The organism is Kitasatospora sp. NPDC023118 (genome assembly GCF_055560875.1).
The window spans coordinates 12,764-28,055 of the sequence record NZ_JBVHHW010000032.1 but is presented as its reverse complement, the minus strand read 5'-3'; the positions used below and the strand labels follow the sequence as shown (position 1 = coordinate 28,055).

The 15,292-nt window shown below is 70.1% G+C and carries 12 protein-coding genes and 3 pseudogenes; 9 read left to right on the top strand and 6 right to left on the bottom strand.

Going from position 1 to position 15,292, the window contains the following annotated elements; genetic code table 11:
* Positions 1-324 precede the first annotated feature (324 nt).
* The 3 genes from htpG to ACZ3UD_RS31215 all read right to left on the bottom strand — a co-directional run bounded on the left by htpG (position 325) and on the right by ACZ3UD_RS31215 (position 3,715).
* Positions 325-2,277, bottom strand: a complete 1,953-nt coding sequence (gene htpG / locus ACZ3UD_RS31225) for a molecular chaperone HtpG (protein ID WP_465595174.1) — start codon at positions 2,275-2,277, stop codon at positions 325-327.
* A gap of 91 nt (positions 2,278-2,368) precedes the next feature.
* Complete coding sequence (locus tag ACZ3UD_RS31220) at positions 2,369-2,839, bottom strand: hypothetical protein (protein WP_465595171.1); 471 nt, start codon at positions 2,837-2,839, stop codon at positions 2,369-2,371.
* A 189-nt stretch (positions 2,840-3,028) separates the two neighbouring features.
* The gene (locus ACZ3UD_RS31215; protein ID WP_465595168.1) at positions 3,029-3,715 is read right to left on the bottom strand and encodes a type III effector protein; all 687 of its coding nucleotides are present in this window, start codon (positions 3,713-3,715) and stop codon (positions 3,029-3,031) included.
* Positions 3,716-4,044: 329 nt separating this feature from the next.
* On the opposite strand from ACZ3UD_RS31215, the gene ACZ3UD_RS31210 reads away from it, so the two are divergent.
* Both ACZ3UD_RS31210 and ACZ3UD_RS31205 read left to right on the top strand, forming a co-directional pair.
* Entirely contained in the window at positions 4,045-4,269 is a 225-nt protein-coding gene (locus ACZ3UD_RS31210) for an Hsp20/alpha crystallin family protein (RefSeq protein WP_465595165.1), read from the top strand.
* Positions 4,270-4,601: 332 nt separating this feature from the next.
* Positions 4,602-5,036 (top strand): Hsp20/alpha crystallin family protein, encoded by a 435-nt coding sequence (locus tag ACZ3UD_RS31205; protein ID WP_465595162.1) that lies wholly within the window; start codon positions 4,602-4,604, stop codon positions 5,034-5,036.
* Here ACZ3UD_RS31205 and ACZ3UD_RS31200 read toward each other — a convergent pair.
* The gene (locus ACZ3UD_RS31200; protein ID WP_465595160.1) at positions 5,033-5,719 is read right to left on the bottom strand and encodes a hypothetical protein; all 687 of its coding nucleotides are present in this window, start codon (positions 5,717-5,719) and stop codon (positions 5,033-5,035) included. The two genes, ACZ3UD_RS31205 and ACZ3UD_RS31200, sit on opposite strands and share 4 nt — an antisense overlap.
* 284 nt (positions 5,720-6,003) lie before the next feature.
* Between ACZ3UD_RS31200 and ACZ3UD_RS31195 the strand changes: the two genes are divergently transcribed.
* Both ACZ3UD_RS31195 and ACZ3UD_RS31190 read left to right on the top strand, forming a co-directional pair.
* Complete coding sequence (locus tag ACZ3UD_RS31195; protein WP_465595157.1) at positions 6,004-6,672, top strand: DUF1963 domain-containing protein; 669 nt, start codon at positions 6,004-6,006, stop codon at positions 6,670-6,672.
* Positions 6,660-7,238: an SMI1/KNR4 family protein gene (locus ACZ3UD_RS31190; RefSeq protein WP_465595154.1), complete on the top strand. Its 579-nt coding sequence runs from the start codon at positions 6,660-6,662 to the stop codon at positions 7,236-7,238. Before ACZ3UD_RS31195 ends, ACZ3UD_RS31190 begins: the two co-directional genes overlap by 13 nt.
* A 395-nt stretch (positions 7,239-7,633) precedes the next feature.
* Here the strand turns inward: ACZ3UD_RS31190 and ACZ3UD_RS31185 are convergent, their stop codons facing one another.
* Entirely contained in the window at positions 7,634-7,807 is a 174-nt protein-coding gene (locus ACZ3UD_RS31185) for a hypothetical protein (RefSeq protein ID WP_465595151.1), read from the bottom strand.
* Here ACZ3UD_RS31185 and ACZ3UD_RS31180 point away from each other — a divergent pair.
* From ACZ3UD_RS31180 to ACZ3UD_RS31160, 5 genes and pseudogenes are all read left to right on the top strand, one after another.
* Positions 7,807-8,022 (top strand): annotated as a pseudogene (locus ACZ3UD_RS31180) (DUF6119 family protein); the annotation flags it as partial. The gene ACZ3UD_RS31185 and the pseudogene ACZ3UD_RS31180 overlap by 1 nt on opposite strands.
* A gap of 163 nt (positions 8,023-8,185) precedes the next feature.
* A pseudogene (locus ACZ3UD_RS31175) lies at positions 8,186-8,365 on the top strand (sigma factor-like helix-turn-helix DNA-binding protein); the annotation flags it as partial.
* Positions 8,362-9,123: a hypothetical protein gene (locus ACZ3UD_RS31170; protein WP_465595148.1), complete on the top strand. Its 762-nt coding sequence runs from the start codon at positions 8,362-8,364 to the stop codon at positions 9,121-9,123. The pseudogene ACZ3UD_RS31175 and the gene ACZ3UD_RS31170, both read left to right, overlap by 4 nt.
* Positions 9,124-9,394: 271 nt before the next feature.
* Complete coding sequence (locus ACZ3UD_RS31165) at positions 9,395-11,728, top strand: pectinesterase family protein (protein WP_465595145.1); 2,334 nt, start codon at positions 9,395-9,397, stop codon at positions 11,726-11,728.
* Positions 11,729-11,826: 98 nt separating this feature from the next.
* A pseudogene (locus tag ACZ3UD_RS31160) lies at positions 11,827-12,014 on the top strand (IS256 family transposase); the annotation flags it as partial.
* 581 nt (positions 12,015-12,595) lie between these two features.
* Here ACZ3UD_RS31160 and ACZ3UD_RS31155 read toward each other — a convergent pair.
* On the bottom strand, positions 12,596-15,235 hold the full coding sequence (locus tag ACZ3UD_RS31155; protein WP_465595142.1) for an RICIN domain-containing protein: 2,640 nt from the start codon (positions 15,233-15,235) through the stop codon (positions 12,596-12,598).
* Between the last annotated feature and the right edge of the window lie 57 nt (positions 15,236-15,292).

Here is a 15,292-nt window from a genome sequence, read left to right as displayed (position 1 = left end):
GTCGGCCAGGGTGCGGTTCTTGCGGTCGGTGTACTGGTACACGCTTCTGTCTCCTTGGTCGGTCGGGTGGCCGGCTTCCGTGTCTGGCGGCCGAAGCGGGTGATGGCGGCGGTGCAACAGGGGCGTGGATGCCGAGGCGGGCGCTGCACGCGCGTCCCGCCGGGGCCGGGCTCGGCTCTGGCGGGACGCCCGGTTCGACGCGACTCGTGTGCAGCGCCTCAGACCCTTCCCTGCGGCGTGCGCCGGGCGGGGACGGCCGAACACGATGCGGGGTGCGGCCGGCCGGGCTGGTCGGGCGTCCGGCGGGCCGCACCCCGGTGGGGGTTACAGGGTGTGGGTGAGGTGGTCGGTCAGGAGGCGGGTGAAGCGGGCCGGGTCGGGCAGGTCGCCGCCTTCGGCGAGCAGGGCGCTGCCGTGGACGAGTTCGGCGATGTCGGTGAGGGCCGGGTCGTCGGGCTTTGCCTGGTGGGCCTGGTGGAGGGCCGTGATGAGCGGGTGGGTGGGGTTGAGTTCGAGGATCCGCTTGACCGGGGGGAGGTCATGGCCCATGGCCCGGTACATCTTCTCCAGGGTGAGGGTCAGGTCGTGGGCGTCACCGACCAGGCACGCCGCCGAGGTGGTCAGGCGGGTGGAGAGGCGGACCTGCTTGACGTGCTCGGCCAGGGTGGTCTCAAGCCAGGCCAGGAGGTCGGCGAAGTCCTGTTCGCGCCGGGCCTTCTCCGCCTTCGCCTCGTCGCTGACGTCGCCGTCGGCGTCGTGGTCGAGGTCGACCTGCCCCTTGGCGATGGACTGGAAGCGGTGGCCGTCGAAGGTGGGGATCTGGTCGGTCCAGATCTCGTCGACGGGGTCTGTGAGGATCAGGACCTCGTAGCCCTTGGCGGTGAAGGCCTCCATGTGCGGGGAGTGCTCCACCATCGCACGGTTCTCGCCGGTCAGGTAGTAGATGGCGTCCTGGCCGTCCTTCATCCGCTCCACGTACTCGCGCAGCGTGGTCGGCTTCTCCGCATCGTTGGTCGAGGCGGCGCTGACCAGTTCCAACAGCGCCTCGGTGTTGTCGCGGTCCTCGATCAGGCCCTCCTTGAGGACCCGGCCGAACTGCTCCCACAGCTTGAGGTAGGCCTCGGGGTTGGTGGCCTGCGTGCTCTTGAGTGCGGCGAGGACCTTCTTGACGAGGCGCCGGCGTACCGCGGTGATCTGGCGGTCGTGCTGCAGGATCTCGCGGGAGACGTTCAACGACAGGTCGTGGGCGTCCACGACACCCTTGACGAACCGCAGGTAGTTCGGCATCAGCGCGTCGCAGTCGTCCATGATGAACACGCGCTTGACGTACAGCTGCACGCCCCGCTTGGTGTCGCGGGAGAACAGGTCGAACGGGGCGTGGGCGGGGATGAACAGCAGCGCCTCGTACTCGAAGGTGCCCTCGGCGCGCATGTGGATCGTCTCAGCCGGGTCCTGCCAGTCGTGGCTGATCTGCCGGTAGAACTCGTTGTACTCGGCCTCGGTCACCTCGCTGCGCGGGCGGGCCCACAGCGCCTTCATCGAGTTCAGCGTCTCCGGAGCGCCTGCGGCCCCGTCCACGGCCTCGTCCGCGGCACCGGATTCGGCGTCCGCGCTGACGGGTTCGGCGGCCATGCGGATGGGCCAGCGGATGAAGTCCGAGTACTGCTTGACGATCTGGCGGATCTTCCACCCGGCGACGTAGTCGCCGAGCCCGTCCTCGCCGTCCGCCGGCTTGAGGTGCAGCGTGACCGAGGTGCCCACCGGCAGGTCGTCGGCCTGCGCGATGGTGTAGGTGCCCTCGCCGTCGGATTCCCACGCGGTGCCCTGCTCGGTGCCGGCGCGGCGGGTGTGCAGGGTGACCTTGTCGGCGACCATGAACGCCGAGTAGAAGCCGACCCCGAACTGGCCGATCAGGTTCTGCGCCGCTTCCGCGTCGTTGGCCTCCTTGATCTTGGCCAGCAGGCTCGCGGTGCCAGACTTGGCGATGGTGCCGATCAGGTCGACGACGTCCTCGCGGGTCATGCCGATGCCGTTGTCCCGCACCGTCAGGGTGCGGGCCTGCCGGTCGACTTCCAGGGTGATGTGCAGGTCGGAGGTGTCGGCCGCGAGGTCGGTGTCGGTGAGGGATTCCAGGCGGAGCTTATCGAGGGCGTCGGAGGCGTTGGAGATCAGCTCGCGCAGGAAGATGTCCTTGTTCGAGTAGATCGAGTGGATCACCAGCTGGAGCAGCTGGCGGGTCTCCGCCTGGAACTCCAGCGTCTGGGTCGGACTGGCCACGGGAGGCGTCTCCTTCGAGTGGTGGAAAGGGTTCGGATGGGGTCGAGCTGCCGGGGCCGGCCGGTGTGCTGCGTGGCCGGCCCCGGGGTGTTCAGATGTGGCTGAGGGGCTGGTAGGGCTGCTCGGGGCGGGTGTGGCCGGGGCGGGTGGTGCCGTAGCAGGACAGGAAGAGCTTCCATCCGTCGCGGCACTCCAGCGTCGCGCCGTAGCGAACGGCGGGCGGGTCCGGGAGCGTGCTGTACCGGTCGACGCGCACGATCCCGCCGGCCGGGTCGTCGGCCGCGATGGCGGCGGCGACCAGGGCCTGCTCGACGAGGGCCACCGGAACCGACGAGCCCGTCAGGTCCGGCGCCTCCACGCTCTCGGCGCCGTCACCGTCGCCGGTGGTGATGGTGGGGGCGGGGCCGCTGGCGCCGGTGATGGTCCACCACACCTGTCCGCCGCCCTCCAGGGTCACGGTCAGTCCGTAGGGGCTGTCGTCGTCACGCTTGCCGGCGCCGGCAATGCCCGGTATTCCCAGGGCACGCTCGATGAGCAGCTGCTGCAGGTCGGCTGGAGTCATGGGAGTCGGCTGGGGTCGGGGACGGCGCGGCCGTCACGGTCCGGGAGATACGGGCGGTCTGCACGCCGAGAACCGTCAGGCGTCAACTCGAGCCCCACCTGCCGGGGCAGGCGCCTCGTGCAGGCTTACGGCGGTAAACCGGTCCACAGCGTGCGGGTCGCAGACCGGCAGGGGCGTGACCCGGGGTAGTCACGGGCCGGCTGGGGGTGTGCGGCGCTGCCGGTCGCTGTCGGCGCGCAGCTGGTCGGCCCGGGCGGTGAGCTGATCGAGGCGGTCGGCGATCTTCGGGTGGTCCGCCTCCAGGAAAGACCGGGTCTCGGCGAGCGGGGCGAGCAGACGGGCGGGGTCGTTGTTGCCGAGCGCGTCCAGCAGGCGCTCTATGGCGGGGGCTGCTTGCGTGCTGAGGCCGTCCAGGGCGCCGATCTGTCCGGCGAGGCGGCGCAGGTCCGCGGCGTTGTCGCGGGCCCAGGTGGTCACCGCGCGGTCGGCGGCGCGCTGGTCGCGCGTGGCCTGGACGCGCTGCTCGCCGGTGCTGCCCGCCCCGGTGCCTGCGTCCGCGTTGGGACGCAGACGCAGATAGCGGCGCTCGGCGGCCTGGCGGCTCTGGACTCCCAGCGGTTCTGCGAGGTCGGCCCAGGTGGCGCCCGCATCGCGTGCGGTCTCGATCAGGCCGGTCTCCCAGCCGGCGAGTTCCTCGCGCAGGTGGCGCAGCAGTAGGAGTGCGGAAAGGGCCTGTTGCGGATCGGCCTGGCCTGCGTCGTCCTGGGGTGCGTGGCGGGCGGTGCGGGCGGCGGCGTCCATCATGCCCAGCGCGGCGGCGGTGGCCAGGAACGAGGCCGGCCCCACCCCGGCGGCGCCGGTGTCCTGCGTCTCCATGTCGTCACCCTTTCGCTGACTGGGTACTTGTCATCGCCTGGATGACAGGCTACAACGGGGTCGTGTCGCGCCGCACCGGTGCGAACCACCCGAAGCCCTTCTGGACCGGAGGTGTCCGACGATGTCCGTGCGCACTGCGGTGACCCACCAGGCGCCCCCCAGGCCCTGGTCCCAGCCGGCCCCGATCCCGATGGACGCCTGGCGCGAGGACGACCGCTTCGTGATCGCGCTCGACCTGCCCGGCATCCCGCTGGAGGGGATCGAGGTCCAAGCACTGGGCCGGATGGTCACCGTGGGCCGAACGCCGGTCCACCCCGCACGGCGAGGGCGTGCGCACCCAGCACGCCGAACGGGCCCACGGGGTCTTCGAGCGCCGCATCCAGCTGGCCGACAGCCTCGACCCGGGCCGCATCGCGGCCCACCTGCAGGACGGCGTCCTGACCATCACCGTCCCCATCGCCTCGGCCTCCCGGCGCCGCAAGATCACCGTCCAGACCGGCGCGGCCGACCAGTCGCCCGACCCGATCGGCCAGGCCGTACCCGCGGCGAGGTAAGCCCGGCGAGGCCAGCACCCCACCACCAAGGGTTCCGCACCGGCCGCAGGCCATGGCGTCGGCAGGGCCCGATCCGGCCGCCAACCCACGGACTGCCGGGCGATCGGCGCACCGACCGCCACCCGCAACCGCCCCGCTGGGCCCACCGCCTGTTCGCGCGGGGCACCTGGTGCCGATGACCCGGCCTCTGAAGGTCACCTGTTCACCAGTACGCCTGATCATCCGTCCTCTCAGCCGTTCAGCGACATGCGCCAGCACTCTCTGAGAAGGTGACATGCCCAGACGGATGTGTCTCGAAGTTGCCCGTTGATTCGACGAGGAGATGCTCGACGATGTTGATGCGCACCGACCCCTTCCGCGAGCTGGACCGGATCACCCAGCAGGTGTTCGGAACAACCGGCACGTGGTCGCGCCCGTCCGCGATGCCGATGGACGCCTGGCGCGACGGCGACACGTTCTACGTCCAGTTCGACCTGCCGGGCATCAGCCCGGACGCGATCGACCTGAACGTCGAGCAGAACGTGCTGACCGTCAAGGCCGAGCGCCGACCCACGGAACGCGGCGACAACGCCGAGATCCAGCTCTCCGAACGCCCGCTCGGGGTCTTCTCCCGGCAGCTGTTCCTCGGCGATGCCCTCGACACCGACCTCATCACCGCCGCCTACGAGGCCGGCGTGCTCACCCTCACCATCCCGGTCGCCGAGACTGCCAAGCCCCGCAAGATCCAGATCAGCGGCGGCAACGACCGCAAGGAACTCCGAGCCTAACCCCCTCCAGGCCCGGTACCCCAGAGGAAACGGTGCCGCAGAGGAAACGGTGCCGCACGGGCGGAACAGTCCCCGGCCGCCCGCGTGGTACCCGACCGAGAACCTGCGCCAGCTGCGCAGGCCCCGAACTCCAGGCCCGATCTTGGCCCTCGGGCCTGGAACCCGAGGAAAGGGGCGGGTGCCGCGCGGAACAACGGGCTTCCCCCCGATGCCGCCGCGCGGCACCCCGGTCGGCCGTGAGCTGTACGCCATGGCCGCGCAGACCGTCCGAGCCGCGGACAGGGCGTTCTCCCGGGCACCGCCTTCCACTTACTCGCCGACCCGCTGGCCGGGCGCTCCGCGTCCTGTCCCGCGCCGTCCTCGGTGAGCGTCCACACGGACGCGGCCTCCTCCAGCCGGCCGCTGCCGGCCATCGCGAGCGCGTCACGAAGGCTGTCGGTAATCGACACGAGCCAGTGGCCCTCGTGCTGCGGATCGCTCAGCAGCTCGCAGAAGCGCGGGTCGGCTTCCACCTGCTCCTCGGGAACTCCCCTCAGGTCCGCCTCGACCACACCGAGGAGGGCGTAGGGGTCAACGCCCTTGAGGCCGACCGTGCCGAACCGGTCGTCGACCCGGCCGTCCTCGAAGATGCCCAAGGCCTGTGCGTCGTCGGCGGCCGCATAGTAGTCGTAGAGGTTTCCCATGGCTTGACCGTCCCAGCCACCCCCGACAGCCGGTACGGGCGCCCAGGCTCAGTGGCCCGGCCCCTCACCCCCGTGTCAGCTGGCACGGACGCCTCCGTAGGCTCCCCGTGTAAGAGCCGGATGCCTGCCCTGGGCGCAGCACGTGTGGCGTTCCATTCGCCGAAAGACGTAGCCGCGATGACCGGGTGCCCCATCCACCTCGTCCCAGTCCGGGTCTGGGCGGAGTCGCGACCACGGGCCGTGGCAGGCCGAGGTGTCAGCGGCTTGTCGTAGAGTCGCCGGCTGTGACGACGACCCTGATGACGTACGCGGGCACCACCGAGCCCACCGCATTTGTCACCCGCACCGGCGGGGTGCCGCTGGCCCCGGCCGGGACTTCGTGGCCTCAGTGCTCCACGTGCGACGGGCCGATGCAGTTCCTGGCGCAGGTGCTCCTCGACGATCTCGGCCGCCACGCCGGCCAGGGCGCCGTCGAGGGGCGGGACGTGCTCGCCCTGTTCATGTGCCAGAACGACCCGGGCATGTGCGAGGAGTGGGATCCGCAGGCGGGCGGCAACCGCGCACTGCTGTTCCCTACGGCCGCACTCCAGCCGATCCCGGTGCCCGTGCTGGACGAGGACGACGACGAGGAGTCGGTTCTGCTCGGCGCGGTGAGCGCCGTCGCGTACGAGACTTCGTCCACCACGGCCGATTACGGCCAGGCCTACACGGAGTGGGCGAGGCAGCCGGGCCGAACTCCTCTTGACGTCCTCGGTCAGCTCGGCGGGCAGCCCGCGTGGCTGCAGAACGACGAGACCCCGGCCTGCCCGACCTGCACACGGGAGATGAGGCTCGTCGTTCAGCTCGAGGAAGGACGGGACCACGCCACAGCGATGAACTTCGGAGGTCGTGGTGAGGCATACGCCTTCGCGTGCGAGCCCTGCACACAGGCCGTGTTCCTGTGGCAGTGCTGACCCCAGCAATCTTCTGCCCCCAGCCGGAGAGCCAGACCGCGCTCGAGCAACTACGCGCGCACCTCGGGGAACCGGAGTCCTGGGGTTGGGCCAGGCCCGCAATCTGGGATGCCAGTGAGCGGTACCTCGGTTTCCGGCTGCCAGCCGACTTCAAGGCGTTCCTCGATCTGTACGGCCCCGGCTCGGTGGACGGTTATCTGACGATCGACCGGCCGATGGACACCACGCCGGCCGAGCTGGAGCGCTACTGGGGACCCCCACCTGAGCGTCCAGCCTGGTACGGCGAGATCGCCGAGGGCTGGTGGGAGGTCAACGAGTCCGACGTCCAATCGGGCGTTCTGCTGCTGTGGGGAAGCGACGAGCACGGCAGCCGGTACTTCTTCCGCGCGGTCGAGAACGATCCCGCCGAGTGGCGGATCATCATCAGCAGCGACGAGGGCGAGTGGTTCGAGACCGCCGGGACGTTCACCGAGTTCCTGGTGCGCTGCTTTCACCGGATCGACCGTCCCGAATTCATGGACTCCAGCTGGCCGAGGCCCGGCGCGCGCTACGAGGCCCGTGCATGACCCCGCACTCAGCGGCCCGGACCTCTACCACGCGCGCCGGCCTGAGCAACCTCCGCCGTACGCTACCCGCGTGAGTACGAAGCACTCCCCCGTCGTCTGCGCCTGGTGCGGCCTTGGGTCAGTAGAGGAATGCAGAGACTGCGGCCTTACCGGCGGCCAGTGACGTCCAGCCAACGGACGCTCCGGTGGCCGTGATCAGCTGGATCGACTCGTCCGACGCCTGACCGATCAGATGCGAGTAACTGCTCCACAACGCGCTCCGATGGCTGCCTTCCTCAAGCGTGATTGGACCGACTACTCGCCAGCCGCCGGCACGCGCCGCGGAACTGGCTCCAGCTCCAACACTCACCGGAATACCGCACGTCCGGAGCGAGCGCTCTGCGCCGGTACGGCCGTCATCTATCACCGGATGCCCGGTTCTTGGCTTCGAGAAGACGGTGAAGTCGTCGGATCTCGCTGATCAGGCGGGGGATGTCCTGACGGGCGCTGGCGATGAAGTTGGCGTTCTCGTCCCACCGCTCGTCGGCGACATCGACGTACCGCGGCTGCCGGACGCGCGTGGCGGCCACGACGCGATGGTGATCGAAGTCCGGCCGTCGACCGGTCCTTCGCCAGCCCGACCGTCGTCTTCGGCATCCTCCTCAAAGACGGCCAACCGATCATCGTGGACTCCCTCTTCGCCTTCGCCCAGGTCTCCCTCCTCCACACCGCTACCGCCCTCCAAGGGATGGGCGCCCGCGTAGAGATCGTCTCCATTCACCGCGGCGCACAGCACACCGGCTGACGCCGGCTCGGCCCCGCCCCTGATCACCGCTGGCCTCGCCGACCACCTCGGCTGGCGCGGAACGTACCTCGTTCTCCCGGTGATCCACGCGGCCGTCGCCATCCCGCTGCTGACCCTGGCACTGCGTCATCCGTGACCTAACTGGGCGTTTCGTCTCGGGTCTCGGAGGTCAAGTTGGGTGCTCCGCTACGCCTTCGATTTGTCGGAGCGGGACACGGCACTGGCTCTCGGAGTGTCGGTCGGTACGGTGAAGAGCCAAACCTCGAAGGGCATGACCGAACTGGCACGACTAATGGGCGCACGCGCGGCCGAAGAACTGGTGGCCGACAGGAGAAGCCGTTGAACGAGGAGGTCGCCGGACTGCTGCGCGATGCCGCCGAGGCCTATCAGCCCGACCGCGCCCGAATCCAGGCCCGCATAGAACGCGGCATGACACCCGTCGCGAGCCGCCACCGCGGGTCGTGGGCGAGGCGATCCTGGCCGAAGGCGGCTCTCGCGTCCCTCGCCACAGCCGGCATCCTGGCCGTCAGCCTCGCCGTCGTCACCGTGGTCCGGACTCCGCCGCCACGGCCCGACATCGCGACCGCTCCCACATCAGCCGCGACTGCCAGTTCGGCACCATCGGTCCCACCCACCAGCAGCCCGAGCCCGGATCCGACCGCACCGACAGGCAGCCCGAGCCCGGCACCGTCCGGCCGCACCCAGGTCCGGCAGGGACCGCTGTCATCGGACGGCTCCGTCGACCCGCACAGCACGATCTACTGGGCGCAGAGCAACCTCACCCTCAAAACCACCCAACCGCTCACCGCGCTCACCGTGGAGATGCGGATCGCCCAGACCGGCGGGGTGCAGACCACCGGCTACTGGCAGACTCTTCCCGCGAACTGTTTCACCGTCACAACGCAAGAACAGGGCGATGCGCTGGTCTATCGCTGGACGCTCAAGCCCGGTTGCTCGGTGCCGCCGGGGCAGCACGTCTTCGCCGGCCAGTACAACCACGCCACAGGCTTGCGCGATCCGAAGGACGACGCTTACCGCGCGGACGCCGAAGGCTCCGACGGCGCCCTCGCGGTGTGGGGACACTTCCCTTCCCCGCGCTGACGAAGCCACCGGGCAGCCGCGGTCGGCCGAAAGACTCGCGTATCCGCGGCAACCTCCCCTGTCACGGCGGCAACTGAGGGGCAACCGGGCCTGCTGACCGCAGGCCACCGCTCCCAAAGGACAAGCCGTTGCCAGACCGCAACCACCGCTCGCACCGCCGGCGCCCGGCGACCCGCCGCGTGCTCGCCACCGCCGGAGTCCTCGCCCTCGTGGCGCCGCCGTCCCCCTGATCGCCCAGGCCGCCCTGTCCTCGAAAGCCCGCACGCTGACGGTGGCCGCCGACGGCACCGGCCGGTACCGAACCGTGCAGGCGGCGGTGGACGGCGCGCGGCCCGGCGACCGGATCCAGATCGCCAAGGGTATCTACCACGAGGTGGTACGGGTGTCGGCCGGCAAGGACGGACTGACCATCGCGGGAGCCACGGGCAACCCCGCCGATGTCGTCATCACCTACGGCAACTCCGCCGGGACCGCCAAGCCCGGGGGCGGCCAACTCGGCACCGAGGGCAGCGCGACCGCCACCTTCGCCGCCACCGGACTGACCGTCGAGAACCTGACCGTGGTCAACTCCTTCGACCGGGCCGCCGCTCACCCCGGCAGCGCGACCCAGGCGGTTGCCGTGGAGGCCGAGGGCGACCGCCAGGTCTTCCGCAACGACCGCATCATCGGCCACCAGGACACTCTGCTCACCTGGTCCCCCAACGCCACCGCGCAGACCCGTCAGTACTTCGCCAACGACTACGTCGAGGGCGACGTCGACATGATCTTCGGCAACGCCACCGCCGTCCTCGACCACGCCACCATCCAAGCCGACGACGACGGCGCGCCCGCGGGCGGCCTCAACGGCTTCCTCACCGCCGCCAACACGGAGACCGCGCACAAGTACGGCCTCCTGATCACCGACAGCACCGTCCGCTCCACCGCGAAGGACGCCACCTACCACCTCGGCCGGCCATGGGACCCCACCGCCTCCGCCGTCGCCCAGGTCGTCATCCGCAACACCGCGCTCCCCGCCGCGATCAAGAGCATCACCCCGTGGACCGACATGAGCGGCTACTCCTGGCACTCGGCCCGCCTCACCTCATACGACAACACCGGACCGGGCGCCGCCACCAGCGCCGACAGCCCACAGCTGCCGGCGGCCCAGGCCGGCGAGTACACCGCCGAGGCGTACCTCGCAGGCACGGACGGCTGGAACCCGGTCGGCCAAGCGTCCTCGACCAGCACCGGCTCGACCGTGCCTGTCGGAACAGCGACCGGCGACACCCGCCATGTCACCGAGCCCGCACCGCCCAGCACCGTCTGCGCCACCGTCCCCGCCAGCCGGACCATGCCCACCCGCAGCACCGACCCGGCCAGCGAAGCCACCCCACCGGACACGGTCCGCGTCCAGCACGCCCTCGACACCTGCACCCAGACCGGACAACACAGCGTCGCCATCCGTCTGCAGGCCGCCGGCTCCAGCCACAACGCCTTCCTCAGCGGACCACTGACCATCCACCAGGGCGAGGTCCTGCTCCTGGACAGCGACGTGACCCTGTACGGCTCACGCAACCCCGCCGACTACCAGATCAGCGGCAAGCCGCGCTGCGGCACCCTTGCCTCCTCCGGCGGCGGCTGCAAGCCGCTGATCAGCGTCGCCGGAGCGAACGCCGGCATCGAGGCCGTCCGCGCCGCAGACGGCAGCCAGGGCCGCATCGACGGCCGCGGCGACCAGACCATCCTCGGCGCCGCCACCAGCTGGTGGCAGCTCGCCACCGACGCGCAGAAGGCCGGCACCAACCAGAACAACCCGCGCCTGATCCAGGCCGACAATTCCGACAACTTCACCCTGTACCACGTCGATCTGCTCAACTCCCCCAACTTCCATGTCGTCTACAACGGCGGCAACGGCTTCACCGCGTGGGGCGTACGGGTCAAGACCCCCGCCACCGCACGCAACACCGACGGCATCGACCCGGCCGGCGCCACCAACGTCACCATCACCGACTCCTTCATCATGGACGGCGACGACGGCATCGCCATCAAGGCCGGCAACAAGCCCAGCAGCAACATCACCGTGACGAACAACCACTTCTACGGCACCCACGGCATCTCCATCGGCAGCGAGACCACGAGCGGCGTGACCAACGTCCTCTTCCGCGACAACACCCTCACCGGCACCGACGCCCTCGGCAACGCCAGCGCCTCCAGCACCGGCATCCGCATCAAGAGCTCCCCCGTCAACGGCGGCAAGGTCACCGGCGTCACCTACCAGAACACCTGCCTCGACGCCGTCCGCGCCCCACTCGTCTTCGACACCCACTACTCCGCCGGCAGCGGCTCCAACACCCCCTCGTTCACCGGCATCACCGTCGACGGCCTCACCGCCACCCACTCCCCCAGCGGCGCGAAATCCACCCTGGTAGGACTGGACAAAGCCCACCCGCTCGAACTGGCCCTGGCACACCTCAACCTCGACGTCACCACGGCGACCGCCACCCACGCCCGCATCACCACCACAGACACCAACCTCCACCCGTCCGGCCCCGACGTCACCCTGACCACCACCAAGGGCCCAGGCACGGCCCCCACCTGCGCTTTCCCGGCGTTCCCCACCCTCTGACCGTGAGCTCAGAGAGCATCCGAAAGATCACGTAAGTCCGTGATGCGCAAGGCTGGCCGAGGCTCGGCAAGGGTCTCTGCCGGCCGGAACGGACGGACATGACTACCGACAGCGAGAACCCGGCCGTCGAGCCGGTCGGGGACGGGTTGGTGGACGAGTTGGTGGACGAGTTGGTGGACGAGGTCGTCGAGCGGCTGACGAACCGCGCCGACGCCTCCGGTGTGGCCCTGCTGGGCGAGGGCGGGTGCTGACCCAGGTCACCCGGGCGGTGCTGGAGCGCGCTCTTAACACGCCCCGACTTGTGATCTATCCGGTCGCAGGGTCGGTGACTCGTCGCCGGTAGTGGCTGCGGCGGGCCGTCGTCTGGTGGTGTCTGCGCCAGTCTGACCAGTGCAGCAGTCTTTCGCTGCCCAGAAGTACTCCTCGATGCACCACCTGGCCCTGGCCCCCTTGACCAGCTCGGATAGCGGCACCTGTCGTGGGGACCAGCACGGGTAGAAGACGAGTCCGCCGCTGGTCGGGTTGCGGCGGATCAGCAGGTGCTGGTGCTGATCGGCATTGATCTCGGTCCAGGCCCAGTCGTAGTAGGAGCATGCGCGGGCCGTGGCACGCGGCTCCACCCGCCTGAACCGGCCCGCGATCGGGCCATGGCCTGGTCGGACATCGCCCGCCAACGGGCGGCGTCCATGCTGTGTCCCGCGGCCACCGCACGATCGTCACGAGTCCACACAACCCTTGATGATCACGCGGTGGCCGTTCCCGTTCCCGCGCGGGTCCGACACACCTTCGGACGAAGCGCGTTCCGTCAGCCATGGCGGTGCCGCAGGCCGTTGCGCCTGCGGCACCGCTCGGTCGTCTGTCAAGGGATCAGGAAGGGTCGCCGTACTGGAGACCGCGTCCGTTGGTGCCGATGTACACCCGGCCGTAGGTGTCGGGGTCACCGGTGATGATGCCCTGTCCGGCGAAGTTGCCCCACTGGTGGGCGTCGTCGTTGATCCGCACCCAGCTGGCGCCCTGGTCGGTGGAGCGGAAGACGCCGGCGACGTCCTTGACCGTGCCGATCAGGTACAGCGCCTGGTACGAGGTGCCCGGTGCGGCCTTGCCGAAGCCGATGGCGGTGCCGGACTGCGCCGAGGAGAGCTTGGTGAAGCTGCGCCCGCCGTCGGTGGAGTGCAGCACGCCCTGGCCACTGGCGAGCCACAGGTCGCCCGCGACGCCGGGGACGGCGGTGAGCTTGCCGGAGGGCAGGTTGGTGGCGCGGGCGCCGAAGCTCGCGCCGCCGTCGGTGCTGGCGTAGAGCGTGCCGTTGTTCAGCGAGTAGAAGGTGTTGGCCGAGGACCGGTCGGCGATCACCACGGCCCCGTTGCCGAGACCGTTGACCCTCGACCAGGTCGCACCCCTGTCGGTGGAGCGGTACGGGGCCTGGCCGGCCTCGGTCCACACGAAGCTGGAGCCGTCCGCCGCTATGGCGATGTGGCCGCTGTCCGCGCTGGGCACCGGCTCGCCCTTGAAACCGTTCCAGGTGTGGCCGCCGTCGGTGGACAGGGCGCCGTCCTGCTCGCCGCCCCGGCCGACCCGGACCACCAGGGAGGGGTTGGACTGGGCGAAGTCGACCGAGGTGCTGTTGTAGATCGTCGGGTTGACCAGCCGCCCGGTCGGCTCCTTCGTCAGGTCGTCGTACACGAAGCCGCCCTGGTCGCCCATCGCGGTGATGAGGGCGGCGGCGCCGGGCGGGGAGACCGCGTCGTACAGTGCGGTCTCCTCCAGCCCGCGGGCTCCGATGGTCCAGTGGCTGGTGCCGCCGTTGTCGGTCGCGTTGGCGTCCTTGCTGGCCCAGATGCCGTTGCCGGTGCCGTACATCACGTGCCCGGAGTCGAACGGGTCGATGCTCAGCGCGGTCATCCAGTGCCCGATGCCGGTGCCGAGGTACGGGGCGACGGAGGCGTCCCGCACCGACCTGTCGGACTGGGCCTTCCAGGTCGCACCGCCGTCGGTGCTGCGGTAGACCTCGTCCTGCGGCCACCAGCGGTCCAGCGTGGTGACCATCACCGTGGACGGCTTCTGCGGGTCGACGGCCAGACCGCCGAACCCGTAGCCGCCCTGGGACGGCGAGACGTTCTTCCACCCGCCGCCGGAGGTGTTGTACTTCCACACCGAACCAGCCGTCACGCCGTTGGGCCCCGGGGCGTTGGTGTACGTCAGGTACAGCGAGCCGTCACCGGAGAGCACACCGTGCTGCGGCATCTGGCCGGTTGGCTGCCCGGAGACGGCCTGCCAGGAGTTGCCGCCGTCGGTGGAGCGGTACAGGTTGGTGGACTTGTCGGCGACGCCGACGTAGACCGTGTTGCTGCCGGCCGGGCCGTAGGTCACGAAGGAGATGCCGGTGCCGAAGCTCGCCCCGTCCTTGACCGGGAACGAGGAGACCTGGTTCCAGGTCTGGCCGTGGTCGGTGCTGCGCCACAGGCCGTTCTTGCGGGTGCCCAGCAGCAGGTTGTCGTGGTTCGCGGGGTCGATCACCAGGCGCTCGCCCGCGCCGCGGCCGTCCTCGTTGCCGCCCAGCTTGAACGGCAGGTCGGTGCGCTGGAAGGTGCGGCCGCGGTCGGTGGAGCGCAGGATCGCACCGTTGCCGGCCCAGTCGTTGGTGTAGGTGCCGGCCGCGAGGTAGAGCCGGTCCGGGTCGACCGGGTCGGTGGCCAGCGACTCGATGCCCAGCAGGTTCCAGTCCTTCTGGCCGACCCAGTCGGTGAGCGGTATCCACTGCTCGGCGCCGGTGTCCCAGCGGTACGCACCACCCATGTCGGTACGCGCGTACAGCAGACCCTTCTCCTTCTGGTTGAAAACCAGGCCCGTGACGTAACCGCCGCCCGCCACCGGGGCGTTCTTCCACACGTACGAGCCGGAGCCCTGGGAGCCGCCGGCCCCGGGCACCTGGGCCCCGGGCACCTTCACCAGCTTCCACTGCTGGTTGGCGCCGCCCCAGCCGGCCCACTGGATGACCTGCGCGCCCTGGTTCGTGGAACTGCCCGTCACGTCCAGGACCTGACCGCTCTTGCGGGAGGTGAAGGTGACCGCGTCGGACCCGCCCACATCGCCGATCCGCCACTGCTGGGAGGCCGCGGCCCGGTCCGTCTGCTGCTCGGCGACGGCGCCCTGGTTCGTCGAGTCGCCCACGATGCCCAGCACCTTGCCGCTGTTGCGGTTCACCAGCTCGTAGTAGCCGTCCCCGGTCGGCTTCAGGCGCCACTGCTGGTTGGCGGTGTTCTGGTCGGTCCACTGCTGGATGCGGGTGCCGTCAGCGGTGGAGAAGCCGTTGACGTCCAGCACCTTGCCGCTGCGCACCGACACCAGCCGGTAGTACCCATCGCCGTCGACCATCGCCGCCTGCGAGTCCTCCTGCACGAGGAGGAAGTACGACGCGGTGGCGAGGGGCACGCTGACCAGCAGAGCGGTGGCGCTCAGGCGGCGGCGGTGACGCCCGCGGCGCCCGCCCTTCGGGGGGTTGCTCATGGGTAGACGTTCTCCTTGCGAACCGTTCACGAGACGAATGCGGACCCGGGCACCGGA

Coding starts and splice junctions, on each gene's coding strand:
- ACZ3UD_RS31220 (WP_465595171.1), bottom strand. CDS start 2,839: ATGACTCCAGCCGACCTGCAGCAGCTGCTCATCGAGCGTGCCCTGGGA.
- ACZ3UD_RS31215 (WP_465595168.1), bottom strand. CDS start 3,715: ATGGAGACGCAGGACACCGGCGCCGCCGGGGTGGGGCCGGCCTCGTTC.
- ACZ3UD_RS31205 (WP_465595162.1), top strand. CDS start 4,602: ATGTTGATGCGCACCGACCCCTTCCGCGAGCTGGACCGGATCACCCAG.
- ACZ3UD_RS31200 (WP_465595160.1), bottom strand. CDS start 5,719: ATGGGAAACCTCTACGACTACTATGCGGCCGCCGACGACGCACAGGCC.
- ACZ3UD_RS31155 (WP_465595142.1), bottom strand. CDS start 15,235: ATGAGCAACCCCCCGAAGGGCGGGCGCCGCGGGCGTCACCGCCGCCGC.